Origin of the sequence: Providencia sp. PROV119, from assembly GCF_028482435.1 — a bacterium.
GTDB lineage: Bacteria > Pseudomonadota > Gammaproteobacteria > Enterobacterales > Enterobacteriaceae > Providencia > Providencia stuartii.
Map to the genome: position 1 here is coordinate 297,962 of NZ_JAMPQL010000001.1, position 17,572 is coordinate 315,533.

Annotated in this window: 13 protein-coding genes; 6 read left to right on the plus strand and 7 right to left on the minus strand. The window is 41.7% G+C overall.

What is annotated here, in order from left to right; translation table 11 throughout:
* The first annotated feature begins 48 nt into the window (after positions 1–48).
* On the plus strand, positions 49–2,727 hold the full coding sequence (locus tag PSF11_RS01395) for a beta-N-acetylhexosaminidase (protein WP_014657841.1): 2,679 nt from the start codon (positions 49–51) through the stop codon (positions 2,725–2,727).
* 303 nt (positions 2,728–3,030) lie between these two features.
* On the opposite strand, the gene fur is transcribed toward PSF11_RS01395, so the two are convergent.
* The 7 genes from fur to ybfF all read right to left on the minus strand — a co-directional run bounded on the left by fur (position 3,031) and on the right by ybfF (position 11,353).
* Positions 3,031–3,480, minus strand: a complete 450-nt coding sequence (gene fur, locus PSF11_RS01400; RefSeq protein ID WP_004918120.1) for a ferric iron uptake transcriptional regulator — start codon at positions 3,478–3,480, stop codon at positions 3,031–3,033.
* A 173-nt stretch (positions 3,481–3,653) separates the two neighbouring features.
* Positions 3,654–4,181 (minus strand): flavodoxin FldA, encoded by a 528-nt coding sequence (gene fldA / locus PSF11_RS01405; RefSeq protein WP_014657842.1) that lies wholly within the window; start codon positions 4,179–4,181, stop codon positions 3,654–3,656.
* 146 nt (positions 4,182–4,327) lie between these two features.
* Positions 4,328–4,621 carry a LexA regulated protein gene (ybfE, locus tag PSF11_RS01410; RefSeq protein ID WP_004918124.1) on the minus strand — a complete coding sequence of 98 codons (294 nt, stop codon included), beginning with the start codon at positions 4,619–4,621 and terminating at the stop codon, positions 4,328–4,330.
* 169 nt (positions 4,622–4,790) lie between these two features.
* Complete coding sequence (locus tag PSF11_RS01415) at positions 4,791–6,899, minus strand: type I secretion system permease/ATPase (protein ID WP_072502947.1); 2,109 nt, start codon at positions 6,897–6,899, stop codon at positions 4,791–4,793.
* A 3-nt stretch (positions 6,900–6,902) separates the two neighbouring features.
* A complete protein-coding gene (locus tag PSF11_RS01420) occupies positions 6,903–8,231 on the minus strand; it encodes an HlyD family type I secretion periplasmic adaptor subunit (protein ID WP_080997994.1) in 1,329 nt (442 codons plus the stop codon).
* 17 nt (positions 8,232–8,248) lie between these two features.
* Positions 8,249–10,339 carry a peptidase domain-containing ABC transporter gene (locus PSF11_RS01425; RefSeq protein ID WP_072502948.1) on the minus strand — a complete coding sequence of 697 codons (2,091 nt, stop codon included), beginning with the start codon at positions 10,337–10,339 and terminating at the stop codon, positions 8,249–8,251.
* Positions 10,340–10,570: 231 nt separating this feature from the next.
* The gene (gene ybfF / locus PSF11_RS01430; RefSeq protein WP_072502949.1) at positions 10,571–11,353 is read right to left on the minus strand and encodes an esterase; all 783 of its coding nucleotides are present in this window, start codon (positions 11,351–11,353) and stop codon (positions 10,571–10,573) included.
* A 310-nt stretch (positions 11,354–11,663) separates the two neighbouring features.
* Between ybfF and seqA the strand changes: the two genes are divergently transcribed.
* From seqA to cmk, 5 genes are all read left to right on the plus strand, one after another.
* Complete coding sequence (seqA, locus tag PSF11_RS01435) at positions 11,664–12,212, plus strand: replication initiation negative regulator SeqA (protein ID WP_004918133.1); 549 nt, start codon at positions 11,664–11,666, stop codon at positions 12,210–12,212.
* Between the two features lie 61 nt (positions 12,213–12,273).
* Positions 12,274–13,908 (plus strand): phosphoglucomutase (alpha-D-glucose-1,6-bisphosphate-dependent), encoded by a 1,635-nt coding sequence (gene pgm, locus PSF11_RS01440; protein ID WP_004918135.1) that lies wholly within the window; start codon positions 12,274–12,276, stop codon positions 13,906–13,908.
* 299 nt (positions 13,909–14,207) lie between these two features.
* Positions 14,208–15,296, plus strand: a complete 1,089-nt coding sequence (gene serC / locus PSF11_RS01445) for a 3-phosphoserine/phosphohydroxythreonine transaminase (protein ID WP_004918137.1) — start codon at positions 14,208–14,210, stop codon at positions 15,294–15,296.
* A gap of 104 nt (positions 15,297–15,400) precedes the next feature.
* Positions 15,401–16,675 carry a 3-phosphoshikimate 1-carboxyvinyltransferase gene (gene aroA, locus PSF11_RS01450; protein ID WP_004918138.1) on the plus strand — a complete coding sequence of 425 codons (1,275 nt, stop codon included), beginning with the start codon at positions 15,401–15,403 and terminating at the stop codon, positions 16,673–16,675.
* A 202-nt stretch (positions 16,676–16,877) separates the two neighbouring features.
* Positions 16,878–17,561: a (d)CMP kinase gene (gene cmk / locus PSF11_RS01455; RefSeq protein ID WP_004918139.1), complete on the plus strand. Its 684-nt coding sequence runs from the start codon at positions 16,878–16,880 to the stop codon at positions 17,559–17,561.
* Positions 17,562–17,572 lie beyond the last annotated feature (11 nt).

Below are 17,572 nucleotides of genomic sequence, written 5' to 3' on the forward strand. Positions count from 1 at the left end.
AAAAATAAAATAGCAGTGGTTGATTTTGAATTTAATATTGAGGTCACAATGAAAAAGAATTATTTAAGTCCTTTAGCATTATTCATATCAGCAACACTTTTTTCTACCGCAGTAAATGCTGAACAATCATCGGCTCAAGTCGTCGATGCATTAAGTGATATAGATGTGAAAATAAATGTGCTTGATAACCAAGCTGGTGAGCATGGTACTCACTGTGCTGCACTGGGTGCCGATTGGGCTGCATGTAACCGTGTCGATATTACCTTAACAAATGGCGATACTGCGATTGAATCCAACGATTGGGCGCTTTATTTTCATAGTATTAGACAGATTCTAAAACAAGATAACCCGCAATTTAAGATCACACATATTACAGGCGACCTTCATAAAATTACACCAACAGAGCAATTTAAAGGGATTAAAGCCCACGAAAAAGTGGTATTACCGCTAACGGGAGAATATTGGCAGGTTAGTTATTCAGACTTTATGCCTAGGTGGTACGCGACATCGGGAGATGCATCCCCACGCAACCTTAAGAGCACTGATACTCAAGATCCAACAACCTTTGTTACCCCCTTTGAACTGAAAAATTGGAAACGAACCGACGCCGATAACAATCTATTAATGACACCAGAAAACCGCTATCAAAAAAACTTAGCGATGAAACCGTTATCTGAGCAGCAATTGCGAGGGCAAATCTTACCAACACCATTTGATATCAGTTTGCAGTCAGAGGATGTTGATCTGAGTAAAGGCGTTAAATTACAACTAAATGGGCTAACGAAAGGTGAGTTAGCTGTTATTGAACAACACTTACAACTGAGCAAGCTAAAACAAAATAGTCACGGGTTCCCCATTGAAGGAAAAATCGCACCTAAGCAATTTTCTACTGAAGATCAAGTGAGTGGTGCTTACAAATTAGTGATCACACCGCAACGAGCCGAAATTATTGGTTATGACCGTATAGGGTTATTTTATGGTGTAGGTTCATTATTGTCAGCAGTAACTGAAGGTGACACACCGAAAGTGGCAGCAATGGTCGTGAATGATAAACCACGTATGGAATATCGTGGGGTCTTTTTAGACGTTGGACGAAATTTCCACAGTAAACAGGTGGTGATGCGATTAATTGACCAGATGTCACGCTATAAATTAAATAAATTCCATTTTCATTTAACCGACGATGAAGGCTGGCGGATAGAGATCCCCGGTTTACCTGAATTAACGGAAGTGGGAAGTCAGCGTTGCCATGATTTAACTGAGCAAAAATGTTTATTGCCGCAACTCGGGTCGGGGGCTGACAATAATAATATGGGGAGCGGCTATTTCACGCGTGATGACTATATTGAAATTTTACGTTATGCCAAAGATCGCAACATTGAGGTGATCCCTGAAATTGATATGCCAGCCCATGCACGTGCAGCCGTTGTTGCTATGGAGGCGCGTTATAATAAGTTAAGCGCGGCGGGCGATGAACAAGGGGCAAATGAGTACCGCTTAGTTGACCCATCAGATACTTCAATAACCACATCGGTACAGTTTTATGATAAGCGTAGTTATTTAAACCCTTGCTTAGATTCATCACAGAACTTTGTCAATAAAGTCGTCAGTGAAGTGATGCAGATGCACGATGAAGCAGGTGTTCCACTGAAAACATGGCATTTTGGTGGTGATGAGGCGAAAAATATTCGCTTAGGTGCAGGCTTCCAAGATAAACGCGGCCCTATTGAGCCGGGCAAAGGTATTATTGATAAACAGCGCGAAGATAAGCCATGGGCAAAATCGAAAGCATGTCAGGCTTTAATTCAGCAAGGGGATGTCAGCGATTTTGACCATCTTTCCAGCCATTTTGCTAAACAGGTGAGTAAAAGTTTGCAACAAAAAGGCGTTACAACAATGCAAGCATGGCAGGATGGTTTAAAAGACGCTTCGAGTGCGAAAGATTTCGCCACTGACAATGTTCGCGTTAATTTCTGGGATACTCTCTATTGGGGAGGCTTTGACTCGGCAAATGATTGGGCAAACAAAGGCTACCAAGTGGTTATCTCCAACCCAGACTATGTCTATTTTGATATGCCTTATGAAGTTAACCCAAGTGAAAGTGGTTACTACTGGGCAACACGCGCGAGTGATGAACAAAAAGTCTTTGCTTTTGCCCCGAATAACCTCCCTCAAAATGCTGAAACCTCAGTGGATAGAGATGGGAATCCTTTCAGTGCGAAAAGCGACAAGCCTTGGCCGGGCGTATATGGTCTTTCAGGGCAATTGTGGAGTGAAGCCGTCAGAACGGATGATAAGGTCGAATACATGTTATTCCCTCGCATTTTGCCGCTGGCAGAAAGAGCGTGGCATAAGGCGCAATGGGAAAATGATTATCAATCAGGGCGTGAATATATTGGTGGTAAAACCCAATATGTTTCACAGCAAAAATTAGCAGATGATTGGAACCGTTTTGCGACTATCGTAGGGCAAAAAGAGCTTCGCCGCTTAGATAGAGCCGGAGTTGCCTACCGTATCCCTGTTCCTGGTGCAAAAATTGAAAACGGTGTGCTACTGGCGAATATCAGTTACCCTAGCTTAATTATCGAGTATGCATTGGCAGATAGCGATAACTGGCAGGTTTATTCGGCGGATAACCCACCCAAAGTCAATGGGAACGTCAAAATAAGAGCGAAAAGTCCAGACGGGGCGAGGGCGAGTCGTGTAGAAATCGTGACTCAAAAATAACGGGTATGTGGTGAGGGAGCGAATGAAGAGGCTCCCTCACGGTTTTATCGTCACCATACAATAATCACGTTCTATTACCCGCCGAGCTTGGGTATCAGAACCCTATCAACCATACGACTTAATCTTTACTCAGCTGACAAAGGATTGAAGGGGACTCGTTAGGTTCTTGAAAGATCTCAAAACAGGATAAGTAAGGCATTAATATGAAGTGGGGAAGGCTAGAGCCCAGTGAGTACTGGACTCAAATCCCACAGCCTTTTTAAAAACTATCTATAGTCAGTTAAAGGCAAAGATTTACGGTAATTACTCTTTTGGATCGTGTGCATCCGCATTTTCACGGCAATCGCCATCAGCACAGTGACCATAAAGATACAAACTGTGGTTAGATAGTTTAATACCGTGGCGTGCAGCGATATTGGTCTGGCGCTCTTCGATGGATTTGTCAGAGAACTCGATGACTTTTCCACAGTCTAGGCAGATTAAGTGGTCATGATGGTGCTGTTGAGTCAGCTCAAAAACGGATTTACCGCCTTCAAAGTTATGACGTGTCACGATACCTGCATCATCAAACTGGTTTAATACGCGGTAAACTGTAGCCAGACCGATCTCTTCGCCCATATCAATCAGCTTTTTGTAGAGATCTTCCGCACTGACGTGATGGCACTCAGGCTCCTGAAGTACTTCCAATATTTTTAATCTTGGAAGAGTGACTTTGAGTCCAGCATTCTTCAATGCTTTATTGTTGTCTGTCATGCGGGTTTGTCCTGTATCTTAAATCATAAATTTAACAATAATGAGACGTTTTTAACATAAATTCAGTTGTCTTCTAAACTGATTTACAATTATAGGCATGGAAATAAAAAATAGAAACCATGCTTTGTCGCATTATTATAATAGTATTAATAAGCCTATTTCTAATTAGTCGATTAGCCTAAAATTTCAGACAAAGACATCTCTTCTGAAATTTGCTGTACCCATGCATCAACACGTTCTTCGGTGAGTTCCGGCTGGCGGTCTTCATCAATAGCAAGGCCGATAAAGTGGTTATCATCCGCCATTCCTTTAGATGCTTCAAAATGGTAGCCATCAGTTGGCCAATGACCGACGATCACTGCACCGCGTGGCTCGATAATATCGCGAATGGTTCCCATCGCATCACAGAAGTACTCCGCATAGTCTTCTTGGTCGCCACAGCCGAATAAAGCAACAAGTTTACCTTCAAAGTCAATTTCTTCGAGTGTTGGGAAGAAGTCATCCCAATCACATTGGGCTTCACCATAGTACCAAGTTGGGATACCGAGAAGCAGAATATCGAATGCTTCAATATCTTCTTTACTGCACTTTGCAATATCATGAACTTCCGCGTTCTCGTTGCCTAATCTCTTTTGGATCATCTTGGCAATATTTTCTGTATTACCAGTGTCACTACCGAAGAAAATGCCTATGACTGCCATAAAGTGAATAACCTCTTGTTTTTCCAATCTGGTTTACTAAAGCCAGATAGGGCTAAATTTGAACTAAAGTACCTAGAATTTTGACCCTATTTTGGCGAAAAAGCGTGAATAAATCTGTCGAATTTGTGTGGTTTATGAAGACGAAACTATTGACCAGAAGGCTCATAGACTAGCGCTAGCTGTGACATTAACATCTCTTCTATCAACTCACTACGGCTCATGTTTTTTTCATTCGCCAATTGATTCAATATCGTGACAGCATCTTCATTAAGTTTTAATTCAACGCGGCGTAGTCCTTTGACCTTATCACGCTTAAGTTGATTACGTTTGTTGATTCTTAATTGTTCATCCCGCGACAGCGGACTTGTTTTAGGTCGCCCAGGCCTGCGTTCCTCAGCGAACAAATCAAGGGTGGTGCGATCAGTTTGTTCTTTTGCCATATATTTTTACTGCTAAAGGGCGTATACCAATAATCCAGCGCGCAATAATACCCTAGCTGACTCCCTTGTACCATAGCGCATGTCGAGCGAAAGTTATTGATAGTAAAAAAAAGAGCTGTTTGTTGGAAAAAGCACCAGCCGAGCGCATGCTGGTGCTTTGACGGTACTATTATTGAGTTTGTTGCCGCCATAAATGTGCATATAACCCATTTTGCTGAAGCAAATTTTGATGGTTATCCATTTCAGCCACCTTACCGTCGCAAATTACACAAATGCGATCCGCATGCATGATAGTATTCAAACGGTGCGCAATACTGATCACTGTCCGTCCTTGTGTGATTAAAGGCATATTCGCCATGATGGCGGCTTCGGACTCGTAGTCTAATGCCGAGGTAGCTTCATCCAAAATCAAAATATCCGGTTTTGTCAGTAACGCTCTAGCGAGTGCGATACGCTGGCGCTGCCCTCCCGAAAGATTCAGTCCACGCTCTGACAGAGGGGAGTTAAACTGCTCAGGAAGTGACATAATAAAGTCATAGGCGCCTGCAAGTTTAGCCGCTTCCACAACGTCATCATGATTGGCTTGTGGTTTACTCAAACGAATGTTTTCTTCAATAGTACCGACAAACAACATACTTTCTTGAAGTACGACACTCATGCGGCGACGCAGAGCAACCGTATCGCTAACCGCAAGATCCATCCCATCGACAATCACTTGACCATGTTGTGGAATATATAACCGTTGCAGTAGTTTCGTTAAGGTACTTTTTCCAGAGCCTGAAGGCCCAGTAATACCGATAAACTCTCCCGCTTTAACGGATAATGAAAGATGGCTCAGCACTTCTGGGGTTTCGGGTTGATAACGAAAACGAATATTTTGGAACTCAATACGGCCTTGAATAGATGCCGAACTGACAATGCCTTTTCGTTCATTTTCAATAGGCTCATCCAAAATATCCCCCACACGGCGAAGAGAGATAATGGTATGCTGAAAATCTTGCCATATTTGCGCTAATCGAAGTACAGGTTGAGTGACATGAGCGCTTAACATATTGTAGGCAACCAATTCACCGGGGGTGATCCCCCCATTCATCACCTCTTTGACACCCACCCAAAGCAACAGCGCTGTGGTAATTTTACTGACGAGAGCCATTAGCTGTGAGGCGACCTCACTACGCAAGGTGACTTTAAAACCTTGAATAAGTTGTTTACTGAGTAACTTTTGCCAGCGACGATAAAAATAGGTTTCAGTTGCTGTCGTTTTAATCGTTTCAATCCCTGTGACAGCCTCTGTTAAGAAGGTTAGCCCATTTTCATCGGCTTGATAGGACTTCTCTGTTTGTTGCCGAATAATGGGGCCGAGTATCATCCATAAAATAAAAAAGATGACCAAAGAGCCAATGAGAAGCCATGACATAATGGCGCTATAGGTAAATAAAATGGCAATAAAAAGGCTAACAAAGAGTAAATCGATAAATAGCATCAAGGTAGAGCCAGTTAAAAACTGGCGGATATGGGCCATTTCACGAATTCGAGCGATAATTTTCCCTGTAGGGCGCCGCTTAAAATAGCCCAATGGTAGTGCCATTAGGTGCCGATAGAGTTTTCCTGATAATTCAGCGCCAATTTGTGTACTGGTATGGCTAAAAATTTTATTCCGAAGAAAACTATAAAGCGGCTCTGCAAAGGCAATACTAATAATGCCTATTGCCAAGACATGAAGGCTATTTAAACTACGTCCAACAAGTACCTTATCAATGACATTTTGAAATAATAATGGGCTAACTAAGGCAAAAAGTTGCACGACAGCTGCAAGGATAAAGACATTCTTTAATTGGGTGCGCTGACGTAATATTGAAGGGATAAACCAGCTAATACCAAACTTTCTTTTTTGCTCGGCTTCAAATTGTTCTTTGATTAATAACACGGCAAAGCGGCTATTTACCTCTGTATTATGTTCATGCCACAGACAAAGCTCACCTTGTGTGGGGTGAATTAACACTAACGCCCCCTCATGATTGTTTGCCAGCACCCACCAAACATCGTGAATACGAATTAGTGCAGGAAGGGGAAGGTTAGCGATTTGCCGTTTGTCTAAATCATCAAGCTCACTTTCATAGCCTATAATGTGGGCACATTCTCTAAGCTCCCAGTCGGTCGGTGAATCAGAGCTCATGCCAATAGCATGCATTAATTGGTCTTTAGTGACATTTTTTTGATAATGGTTTGCCACCCACACTAAAGCCTCTAAACCATAATTTGTTTCAGTCGCAGTCATGGATTATTTTTCCCTCATGGCGGTGGTGGTATATTCTTGAATAGGGCTAAGTAAATAATCGATGACGCGACGTTTTTCGGTTTTAATTTCGGCAGTGACCGATAAACCAGGGGTTAATTCGATGTGATTGCCTTCAACCAATAGGCTCTTTTTCTTTAAACCTATTTGCCCTAAAAAAACCAAACCTAATTGCTCGTCTTGGGTGCTATCTCTAGAAATCGAAATGACTTCACCATCGATAGTGCCATAGCGTGTGTAGGGGAAAGCATCTATTTTGACCGTTGCTAATTGGCCTTCACGAATAAATCCAATGTCTTTATTGAGAATTTTGACTTCGGCTAATTGCACGTCATTATTGGGCACAACCACCATCAATTGTTGAGCTGGCTGTAATACGGCACCTAAAGTATAGGTCGCGAGTTGTTGTACTGTACCATCTACAGGGGAACGAATAATTTTTAACTGCTCTCTTTCTTGGTTTTTTAGTAATTCCTGCTCCGCTGAAACTAATTTAAATTCAGCTTGGCGATATTTTTCATACCACTCTTGGGTTTTCTGTGTCTGTAGTCGGTGACGTTTTTCATGTAGTGCGGAATGTTGACTATTGAGGATCGCTAGCTCGGATAATTTTGAGGTTTTCTCTTTTTTCGCCATTAACAGTTCACGCTCTTGCTCCAAAAACTCTTTTTGGCTAATCAGTTGCTGATTATTTAATACCCGATGGGCATCAAGGCGTTTTTGTATATTGATGATCAAAGTATTAACGTCTTTTAATTCACGCTCTCTTGCCGAATAATGAGTTCTATTCAATGTTATTTCATTATCAATCTCATTGAGTAACGCATCATATTCATTTTTTAAGCTTTGATAGCTTTCTAAAAGGCGTTGCTGCTCTGTAGGTAATAATTTAGCAAACTCCTGAGTGAGCTCAGGGGAGATTTGATTTAATAACGCATGATGTACCCATTTTTCAATTTGTTGAAAATGAATTTGATAATTAAGATTATGAATATCTTGATTGATCCCTAAGACATTAACACTTAATAATGGGTCGCCTTGTTTGACGTGTTGTCCATCAGCCACATAAATATGTTGTAAGCGGCTAAGCTCAAAGGCTTGAATAACTTGTGTTCGCCCGGAAACGACCAATCGGCCTTGTGTCGTCGCTTGAATATCTAATTTACCGATATATGACCAAATAATCGCAAATAAAATGCCAATACTGATAATGATGGCCGTTGTTAAGGCTAGGTAAGACGGCGGGCTTTTTAATAGTGCTAAATGTGACGGTAAAAAATGGTTATACCGTGTCGTTGCTGCTGTTTGTTTCATAACTAACATCCGTGTCATTATTTAAAAGATTGCTGTAACGCCCATAAATGTTGATAAAACTGGCCTTGCTCAAGTAATTGTTGATGGCTTCCTTGTTCAACAATTTTGCCTTGTTGCATCACGATAATACGTTGGTGATGACGAATAGTAGAAAGGCGATGAGCAATCGTAATTACCGTTCTGCCCTGAGCAATAAGCTGCATATTTTTTTGAATAATAGCTTGAGACTCATCATCTAATGCGCTGGTGGCTTCGTCAAAAATAATAATTTTAGGGTCGGCGAGCAGTGTACGTGCAATAGCAATTCTTTGGCGTTGTCCCCCAGACAGTGATGCGCCTCCTTCGGATAATATGGTGTCATAACCCATCGGTAATTTTAAGATAAAATCATGGGCCCCCGCCATTTTGGCGGCATGTATGACTTCATCCATTGACGCATTGGGATAAGTTTGCGCAATATTATCGAAAACGGTTTGGTTAAAAAGAAAGTTCTCTTGTAATACGATACCAATTTGCCTTCTGAGCGAATGAATATTCATCGATGAAAGAGGAGTGCCATCTAATAGGATCGTTCCTTTCTCAGGGGTATATAATCGGAGTAATAAACGTGCAAGAGTACTTTTTCCTGAGCCAGATGTACCAACAATGCCTAATGTTTCACCAGCCTGAATCGATAAATTAAAATTATCGAGAATATAAGGCATGTCAGGTTGATAGCGAAAAGAGATATTACGCAAATGGATATGGCCTTTTAAGGTATTATTATTATCCGCTTGTTTTGTTTGCTCTGTCGGCAAATTGATAATTTGCGCTAATTTTTCGATGGCAACTTTGGTTCTAATATAATCCCCCCAGAGCTTAACCAACTTAACAAGAGGCTGGCTTGCATGATTGACCATCATATGAAATGCAATAAATTGACCAATAGTAAGCTGTAAGGCTAAGACTTCAGAGGCACCAATCCACAAAATAACGGCGCTGGTTAATTTCTCAATCACCATCACAATATGTTCAGAGCGGGAGTTGATTTGGCCTGCCGCAAATGTCGTATGACTCATATCAGAAGTTTGCTGATCCCAGCGGCGAGTAAAATTGGGCTCTATTGAGAGGCTTTTGGCTGTTTCAATACCATTAATACTTTCGGTTAAAAATGAGGTGTTGATGGCAATATTTGCAAATTGCTTATGGGCCGCGGCCTCAATTTTAGGCGTCAGCCACCAAGCAACTAATAAATAGAAAGGAATTGAGCATAAAAAAACCAACATTAAGGTTGAGGATAATAGGCTCATGACATAAAGAAAAACAAATAAAAAGAGCACATCAACACAGAGTGTAAAAAAACTTCCTGTCAAAAATTCGCGAATAGTCTCTAGCTCTTTAACGCGTGTAACGATTGCACCAATTTGCCGAGTTTTAAAAAACGAAAGAGGCAGATGCAGTAAATGATTGACCAGCTTTAACCCTAAAGTCATATCGATACGGTTAACAGTATGGTTATAAACATACTCACGCAGCCCTTTAAGCGTCACTTCAAGGATGGCGGCAATAATAAGACCAAAGATCAGCAGATCTAATGTCACCATACTATTATGCACTAACACTTTATCCATAATGACTTGGATAATAATTGGTGTCACTAAAGCGAGTATTTGCAAAATAAATGAAAATAATAAAACGCTAGCGATAATATATTTATATTTCAAAAATTCTGTTTTAAACCAAGTAATATCAAATTGGCTTTGTTTGGTTTTAACCTGTAGCCATTTACCACTCCACATTTGGATAAACTTATCCATACTCCATAATTCTGGAGGATGGTTACCAAATCGCTGAATAAGAACTTGTTCATGATTAAAATTAGCTAATAGATAAGCTACGTTATCATTATCATAAATAATAGAAGGAGAATCTATCTTACTAATGTTTTTATTGGTTTGATTTTTATATTTACACTTTATATTAAGCTTGTTTTGAAGCGCTTTTAATGTATCACGGAAACTTTCTTTCTCTGCGGTGATGGTATTAAACTCGTCTTGACTAATATCATTTGTTAACTTAATGATGATGCCAATAAAGTAGAGTGTTGACTGAGTATTTTCACTTTCCATTTTTTCTGTGAATATTCCTTTGGGTTATTGCTTGTCATATAGGATGGTTGATATTTATTGCTGATAAAATAATGTTAGCAATAATAGATGAAATAGCATGGATAGTTTTCACAGAGATAATACAGAAATAATAGTTATCAGTGTATTGAAGTTTGTCTTATATATTATTGGTTCTTATTTGGTTTATAATGAAGGGTTATATATTCCCTTCATTATAAATAAAGCTTGAATTTATTGGTATTCGGGCAAGTCTAAGAAACGGTGTATGGCTCTAAGTACATGATCTGGTTTCTCTGCATGAACCCAATGCCCAGCATCCGCGACGACCCATGCTTTTGCATTTGGGAACTGTGCGGCAATCTCTTCTCTATATTCGGCTTGCACATAAGGGGAGTTACCGCCGGGGATTAATAGAACAGGTTTATCCCAAGCCGGAACGGTTTCCCAGCCAATAATAGACTCATAGTTTTCTTTGATGGCAGGCAGGTTAAATTTCCACTCGCCTTGGCGGAATGATTTGAGTAAAAACTGAATGACACTCTCTTCATCAAGGTATTCGCGCATGACTACCGTCGCGTCTTGGCGGCTTTTGACGCCAGCGTGGGTCACCGCTTCGAGAGCCGCAATAATGGTATCGTGGCGGCGAACTTGATAAGCGACAGGCGCCATATCAATAGCCACAACTTTTTCTACGAAATGAGGGGCAATTTCGGTTGCTGCCATCGCAATTTTCCCGCCCATGGAGTGACCAATCAAAATGGCGTTTTCATATCCAAGGGATTGTAAGAGTGTCATGACATCTTGTGCCATTTGGCGATATTCCATTGTCGTGGCACGGAATGAGTCGCCATGGTTTCTGACATCAATTTGGATGGTGACAAAATATTTTTGTAAATCGCGGGCTAATACACCGAGATTATTGAGATCACCAAATAATCCGTGGATCAGCACGACAGGGGTAGACGATACCGGAGTTTCAGGTTTATGAATAGTATGGTTTAGCAGGTTTGTCATAGTTCATTTTCAGCTTATTTATCTTCTTTAACGATATGATGGCATGTACATTAGCAAAATCCAAACGGGTCGATTAATTATTCAATGCTATCAATAAAAGAATAAATGGAATATTAAGGTCTCATTCTTCTCATTATTGTATTTTTTTCTGATTAAACATAAAACCACCAATCAGATGATAACTTACTGAAATATCGTTGAACTTAGTGTGCTGTTTACTTTAAGTTATTGAAATTTTAATTGTTTTGTTTTCTTGAAATCTATCTTATAATCCCAACGCAAATTTTAGTTAAAAAAGTACTGGGAAAAAATGAAAACGATAGAAGTTGATGAAGAGCTTTACCGCTATATTGCCAGCCACACACTGCATATCGGTGAAAGTGCATCGGATATTTTGCGCCGTATGTTAAATTTAAAGTCCGGTCAGCCAGTACAAGTCGTTAAAGAACTCGGCAACGAACAGCCGCCGCAGCAGGCGGTCGAGACAAAAAAAACAGCCATTACGCCGCAAAATCCAGTTAGGGTGATGAGGGAGCTTTTACTCTCTGATGCTTATGCAGAAAAAAGCAAAGCCATCGACCGCTTTATGCTAATTTTATCGACACTCTATAGCTTAGACGCCACTGTTTTTGCTAATGCGACAGAGTCAATGCATGGTCGTACGCGTGTCTATTTTGCTGGCGATGAGCAAACACTGTTAGCCGCAGGTAAGCAGTCAAAACCTCGGCATATTCCGGGAACGCCATTTTGGGTGATCACCAACACAAATACCAATCGCAAACGCAGCATGGTTGAAGCAATCATGCAGGAAATGCAGTTCCCTGCCAATGTGATTGAGAAAGTTTGTAATACTATCTAATCGAAAAATTGAGGCATCGCTGGTGTCACAAATAAGGCACCAGTGCATTGGGAGATAACAAGTGACAATACATGAACGCGCAGGGCAGCTTCCGTTTCAGAAAGATTTGATTAATGTTGCACAACTAACCGCTCAATATTATCAACTAAAACCACAAGTCGGTAACCCTGAACATGCAGTGAAGTTTGGAACATCGGGGCATCGAGGCAGTGCAAGTAGGAAAAATTTCAACGAAAATCATATTCTTGCTATTGCTCAAGCGGTTGCTGATTTACGTAAAAAGCAAGGGCTAACAGGGCCATGCTTTGTCGGCAAAGACACCCACGCGTTGTCTGAAGCGGCATTTATTACGGTTATTGAGGTGTTAGCTGCAAACCAAGTCAATGTGGTTATCCAAGCCGATAACGGGTTTACTCCGACGCCTGCCATATCCCATGCGATTATCAGTTATAATCAATCCCATCAAGATGTTGCGGATGGAATTGTCATTACACCTTCTCATAACCCACCGGAAGATGGCGGTATAAAATATAATCCCTCAAATGGTGGCCCTGCTGATACCGATTTAACATCGGTTATCGAAAAGCAAGCAAATCAATTACTCGCAAACGGCCTTACGGGTGTTAAGCGTATTTCTTTTGAAGATGCGCTGGTCAGTGGTTATGTCACCGAACAAGATTTAGTCATGCCTTATGTCGCCGCACTGGGTGAAGTGGTGGATATGAAGGCGATTCAAAAAGCAGGTTTAAAATTAGGTGTCGACCCACTCGGTGGTTCTGGCATCGAATATTGGCGCAAGATTGCTGAATATTATCAATTAGATCTTGAACTGGTGAATGATCAATTAGATCAAACATTCCGTTTTATGCCGCTTGATCATGATGGCGTGATCCGCATGGATTGCTCATCGCGTTGGGCGATGGCTGGCCTATTAGGGATGAAAGAAAAGTTTGACTTAGCATTCGCCAACGACCCTGATTATGACCGTCATGGTATTGTCACCCCAGCAGGGTTAATGAATCCAAACCACTACCTTGCGGTCGCGATCGATTACCTATTCCAGCATCGCCCACAATGGGGGAAAGAGGTCGCTGTCGGGAAAACACTCGTTTCAAGTGCCATGATTGACCGTGTTGTTGCCGATATTGGACGTGAACTTGTCGAAGTACCCGTTGGTTTTAAATGGTTCGTCGATGGCTTGTTTAACGGAAAATTGGGTTTCGGCGGCGAAGAGAGTGCCGGAGCGTCTTTCCTTAAATTTGATGGCACACCTTGGTCGACAGATAAAGACGGTATCATTTTATGTTTGCTAGCGGCGGAAATTACTGCGGTGACAGGGGAAAACCCTCAGCAACGTTATAACAAACTCGCCGAAAAATTTGGTGCGCCTATTTATAGTCGTATTCAAGCCAAAGCCACCCATGAGCAAAAAGCGAAACTCAGTAAGTTGTCGCCAGAGATGGTCACTGCGGACTCTTTAGCGGGCGATAAGATCACTCAACGTTTAACGACGGCACCGGGTAATGGCGCTTCTATTGGTGGGCTAAAAATCATGACCGATTATGGTTGGTTTGCCGCTCGTCCATCCGGCACGGAAGAAGCGTACAAAATCTATTGTGAAAGTTTCCGTGGCGAAGAGCATTTACGCCAAATTGAACAAGAAGCAATAGAGATTGTGAATAAGGTTATTGCTTAATCAGCCGTATCATTATTGCCTAACTGGCTAGAGCAAAATATTTTCAAATCCCGATTATGCAAAACAGGCCATAATCGGGATTATATTTTTTATTCGTCCACTATCGCTTCATAATATTGTGGTGGTATTTGTTGTGACGGGATTAACAAAATTCCTCTCTTTTTTATCAATAAATTCAACTTATCGTATTTCCCATCAACTCGACAATAACCGTTGCAGCAAGTGACAGGTGATGATACAACCATAGTTACTGAGTTAATTTAACAAACATTGTTGAAATTGAAGATAGGGTGAAATCAATGAGTCAGGTTTATAATTTCAGTGCGGGTCCTGCCATGCTACCTGTTGAAGTCATGCGTCGTGCTGAACAGGAATTTTGTAACTGGAAAGGCTTAGGCGTTTCTGTTATGGAAGTTAGCCATCGCGGCAAGGATTTTATTGCGATAGCGGAGGAAGCAGAGCAAAATTTACGTGATTTATTAAATATTCCGCAAAATTATAAAGTACTATTTTGCCATGGTGGTGCTCGCGGTCATTTCGCTGCATTACCGCTGAACCTGTTGGGCGATAAAACCACGGCAGACTATATTGTTGGTGGCTATTGGGCGGAATCTGCGGCAGAAGAAGCACAAAAATATTGCACTCCTAACATTATCCAAGTCAAACAAGAAAAAGACGGTGTTGTGGGTGTGAAACCGATGAGCGAATGGCAATTAAGCTCAGATGCGGCTTATGTTCACTATTGCCCTAATGAAACTATTGATGGCCTAGCTATCCATGAAGAACCTGATTTCCCGAAAGACAAAGTGATCATTGCGGACTATTCATCTTCGATTCTGTCTAAACCTATTGATATTAGCCGTTATGGCGTGATTTATGCAGGAGCACAAAAGAATATTGGTCCAGCGGGTCTTACCATTGTTATTATCCGTGAAGATCTCTTGGGCAAAGCTTCAAAGCAGACACCCTCAATATTTGATTATACAACCCTAGCAAAATATGACTCGATGTTTAATACACCGCCGACTTTTGCTTGGTATTTGTCAGGTATGGTATTTAAGTGGTTGAAAGAGCAGGGCGGCTTGCAGGAAATGGCAAAACGCAACTATGAAAAATCACAATTGTTGTATAACGCAATCGATGATAGTGAATTTTATATTAACCGCGTTGCGGTCGAAAACCGTTCTTGGATGAACGTACCTTTCCAAATGCAAAATCCTGCGTTGGATGACAAATTCCTTGAAGAAGCGAAAGCACAAGGGCTATTGTCACTAAAAGGTCACCGCGTTTCAGGTGGGATGCGTGCATCAATATACAATGCGATGCCATTAGCCGGTGTCCAAGCACTTGTTGATTTCATGGCAGACTTTGAACGTCGCCACGCATAATCATCTTCCCGACCTAATCCGCGCATTGGGTCGGGTTTAACTATCTTCATTTTTGAAAACGATAATAAATAATTAGGCAAACAGTACTGGAGAACCTGCGCTTTATGCAATCCCTGACATTACAACCTATCTCTTCAATTAACGGAACGATCAACCTGCCAGGGTCTAAAAGTGTATCGAACCGAGCGCTGTTATTAGCGGCGATGGCTAATGGCACAACGTTACTGACAAACTTACTGGATAGTGATGATATTCGCCATATGCTGAATGCATTAAGCCAGCTTGGTGTTAATTACCAATTGTCTGAAGATAAAACACGTTGCCGTGTTCAAGGAGTCGGTGGGCGGTTATGCCATACTGACGAACTGGAAATTTTTCTGGGTAATGCGGGTACGGCAATGCGCCCATTGACCGCAGCATTGTCGTTAGCGAATAACAATATTGTGTTAACAGGCGAGCCTCGCATGAAAGAGCGCCCAATAGGGCATTTAGTTGATGCTTTACGTGAAGGTGGCGCTACGATTGATTACCTAGAACAAGAAAATTATCCGCCCCTTCGCTTACGTGGTGGTTTTTCTGGTGGTGAAATATCGGTTGATGGCTCTGTCTCTAGCCAATTTTTGACCGCACTTTTGATGGCCGCGCCGTTGGCTGAGAAAGAGACAATCATTACTATCTCAGGTGAATTGGTTTCAAAACCTTATATCGATATCACCTTAGCTTTGATGGCAACGTTTGGCGTTGAAGTGGATAATCACCAATATCAACGCTTTGTTATTAAAGGGCAACAGCAGTATCAATCACCCGGTGAATACTTAGTCGAAGGTGATGCGTCATCAGCATCCTATTTTCTTGCCGCGGCAGCTATTAAAGGTGGCACTGTCAGAGTGACAGGTATTGGTCGTAATAGTCTCCAAGGCGATACCAAGTTTGCCAATGTACTGGAGAAAATGGGGGCAACAATTCGTTGGGGGGATGACTTTATTGAATGCCAACGAGGTACGTTAAACGGAATCGATATGGACATGAACGCTATCCCAGATGCAGCGATGACCATTGGTACTGTGGCACTGTTTGCGCAAGGGGAAACGGTGATCCGTAATATCTATAATTGGCGCGTGAAAGAGACGGATAGACTGTATGCTATGGCGACTGAACTGCGTAAGGTCGGTGCTGAAGTCGAAGAGGGGCACGATTTCATCCGTATTGTTCCGCCAGCGCAATTACAGCATGCTGAAATTGAAACCTATAACGATCACCGAATTGCTATGTGTTTTTCGCTCGTTGCCTTGTCTGATACCCCTGTTACGATTTTAGATCCAGGGTGCACGGCAAAAACATTCCCAGATTACTTCCAACAATTAGCCCGTCTGAGCTAAATTTTAATCATTCGACTGACTGACTTTGCATTGAGGCAATGTCAGTCAGTATCCATAATTAGCCGCCATTTATATATCTGCATAACCATTTTTCTGCGACTCATCAGAACCTGCTTATTTCACAAAATCGTCGAGTAGGTATAATACCACTACAGATTTTAATTGCAGGTGGTGAAACCACGTGCAGAGAAGGAGACCTTTTATGGTGGCAATTGCCCCTGTAATAACCGTTGATGGACCAAGTGGTGCTGGTAAAGGTACATTATGCCAAGCGCTGGCAAACCAGTTTGGATGGCAACTCTTAGATTCTGGTGCGATTTATCGTGTTCTCGCATTAGCGGCTTTACATCATCATGTAGACATTCAGTCTGAAGATGCGTTAGTACCTTTAGCGGCAAACCTAGATGTACGCTTTGTGCCAGAAGAAAACCAGTTAAAAGTGATTTTAGAAGGCGAAGATGTTTCAAATCAAATTCGCACGGAAGATGTGGGTAAAACCGCCTCGCAAATAGCGGCTTTTCCGCGTGTAAGGGAAGCGCTATTACGCCGGCAACGCGCATTTAGAGCGATGCCTGGTTTGATTGCAGATGGTCGTGATATGGGAACCGTTGTTTTTCCTGACGCTCCCGTCAAAATTTTTCTTGACGCTTCCGCAGAAGAGCGCGCTCATCGGCGCATGAAGCAGTTGCAGGAAAAAGGGTTTGATGTTAACTTTGAACGACTTTTAACCGAAATACAAGAACGCGACTATCGTGATCGTAACCGTTCGGTTGCACCTTTAGTTGCCGCGAAGGATGCTTTGATTTTGGACTCCACAAGTATGTCAATTGAGGAAGTCATTGAAAAAGCACAAGCCTACGCGAAAAAAATTCTGCAATTATCTTAATAATTGGCTGT

Excerpts from the sequence above, each read along its gene's own strand:
- seqA (WP_004918133.1), top strand. The coding sequence starts at position 11,664 with ATGAAAACGATAGAAGTTGATGAAGAGCTTTACCGCTATATTGCCAGC.
- fldA (WP_014657842.1), bottom strand. The coding sequence starts at position 4,181 with ATGGCAGTCATAGGCATTTTCTTCGGTAGTGACACTGGTAATACAGAA.
- fur (WP_004918120.1), bottom strand. The coding sequence starts at position 3,480 with ATGACAGACAACAATAAAGCATTGAAGAATGCTGGACTCAAAGTCACT.
- cmk (WP_004918139.1), top strand. The coding sequence starts at position 16,878 with ATGGTGGCAATTGCCCCTGTAATAACCGTTGATGGACCAAGTGGTGCT.
- serC (WP_004918137.1), top strand. The coding sequence starts at position 14,208 with ATGAGTCAGGTTTATAATTTCAGTGCGGGTCCTGCCATGCTACCTGTT.
- PSF11_RS01425 (WP_072502948.1), bottom strand. The coding sequence starts at position 10,339 with ATGGAAAGTGAAAATACTCAGTCAACACTCTACTTTATTGGCATCATC.
- ybfF (WP_072502949.1), bottom strand. The coding sequence starts at position 11,353 with ATGACAAACCTGCTAAACCATACTATTCATAAACCTGAAACTCCGGTA.
- aroA (WP_004918138.1), top strand. The coding sequence starts at position 15,401 with ATGCAATCCCTGACATTACAACCTATCTCTTCAATTAACGGAACGATC.
- PSF11_RS01415 (WP_072502947.1), bottom strand. The coding sequence starts at position 6,899 with ATGACTGCGACTGAAACAAATTATGGTTTAGAGGCTTTAGTGTGGGTG.
- ybfE (WP_004918124.1), bottom strand. The coding sequence starts at position 4,621 with ATGGCAAAAGAACAAACTGATCGCACCACCCTTGATTTGTTCGCTGAG.
- PSF11_RS01420 (WP_080997994.1), bottom strand. The coding sequence starts at position 8,231 with ATGAAACAAACAGCAGCAACGACACGGTATAACCATTTTTTACCGTCA.
- PSF11_RS01395 (WP_014657841.1), top strand. The coding sequence starts at position 49 with ATGAAAAAGAATTATTTAAGTCCTTTAGCATTATTCATATCAGCAACA.